The organism is Rhodococcus sp. FH8 (genome assembly GCF_019266085.1).
GTDB lineage: Bacteria > Actinomycetota > Actinomycetes > Mycobacteriales > Mycobacteriaceae > Rhodococcus_F > Rhodococcus_F qingshengii.
Window position 1 is genome coordinate 1 of record NZ_LPNQ01000012.1, and the last position, 1,434, is coordinate 1,434.

Genomic DNA, 1,434 nt, shown 5'->3' on the forward strand with positions numbered 1-1,434 from the left:
GGCTCTTCCCAGATGAGGGTGTAGGTCGGCCGGGCGCGTCGGTCCGCAGGTAGACGTCGAGGTCTCCCGACGATGGAGGTTCCTACGCCATCCATCCGAAAGACCTCGACGTGACCGACGCTACCCCGCCGGCCGGCTTCGGCCGCCCTGACCTGACCGCCTTCGCGTCTCATCCCAATCGACCCTGATCGAGTCTGCTGACCCCCTCGACGAGAACGCAGCGACATCACAGCCACCCAACCCCGACCGTCCGGGAAGCCGGGACACGTCACATGGCCTGTGCTGCGGGCGTGTCGAGTGGGTCGTCCAGGGGCGACGCAGGAGCGTCGACGCGACGTGCTGAGAGGTGGTTCCAGTCGAGCACTAGGACACCGGCTACAGGCATGGCGATAGGTCAGGAACGGCGTCGCTCCCTACGCAGGAGGGAGCGCAGAGTCTCGGCGTTCGCGTAGCCGACCCGTAGCGCGATCTCGGCGGAGGTGAGGTCCGTGGTTGCTGAGAGGTGCCGAGCTCGTTCGATGCGAAGCCGTTGGACGAAGCCGAGCGGAGTGAGGTTGAGCGCCGCACGGACTCGTCGTTCGAGGGTGCGCCGGCTGGTGCCGAGCGACTGCGCGACGAAGGCGACGTTGAACGGTTCGTCCAGGCGGGCGCGCACGAAGCGTTCGAACTCGACGACGATCGGGTCCTCGTGCCGGAGATGTTCGTAGGCGACGAAGGCCGCCTGCGACGGACGCTCGTCGATGATGAGGAGCTTGGCGACATGTTGGGCCAGATCGGGGCTGATCGATCGCACGAGTGAGAGCGCGAGGTCGATGTGGGCGAACGCGGCGCCGGCGGTGACGAGGTTCCCGTCGACCACGACCATGGTGTCGAGATCGAGGGCGACGGTCGGATAGCGCTTCAGGAACTCCGGCCCCAGGAACCAGCTGGTCGTCGCCCGCCGATGATGCATCCGTCCGGTCTCGGCGACAGCGAACACGCCGGTGCACGCCGCGGCGATCCGGGTGGTCGCGTCGTCGAGGCGCCCGAGCGAGGCGATGACCGAACGAGCATCTCGGCTCTGGAGGGCGTCGTTGGTAGCGGCGGCCGTGAGGGTTCCAAGCGCAGGGACGACGACCACGTCGAACTCTGCGGACTCCGACAGCGGGTGGTCCACCGACAGGGTCATCGATGCCGTCGTGGTCACTCTCCGTTTCGGTCCGAGGATGGCGAGTTCGATCGGGTCGATCCGCGGGTCGACATCGCCGCGGGCTCCGTCGGCCACCCGCACGATGTCGATGACCGACGCGACAGCCGAACCGAAGCAGCCGTCGATCGCGATCAGTCCGATACGCATGGCGCGAACAATAGCAATACTGCCGTATACGCCACTTCTCACATGCCCTTGCTCGTCATACGCTTAACTCGCTTCACCAAGAAACCTCGACACCTAGG

Annotated in this window: 1 protein-coding gene; it reads right to left on the bottom strand. The window is 66.2% G+C overall.

From position 1 onward, the window contains the following. Nucleotides 1–394 precede the first annotated feature (394 nt). Nucleotides 395–1,336 carry a GlxA family transcriptional regulator gene (locus ATN38_RS00080; RefSeq protein ID WP_003941078.1) on the bottom strand — a complete coding sequence of 314 codons (942 nt, stop codon included), beginning with the start codon at nt 1,334–1,336 and terminating at the stop codon, nt 395–397. Nucleotides 1,337–1,434 lie beyond the last annotated feature (98 nt).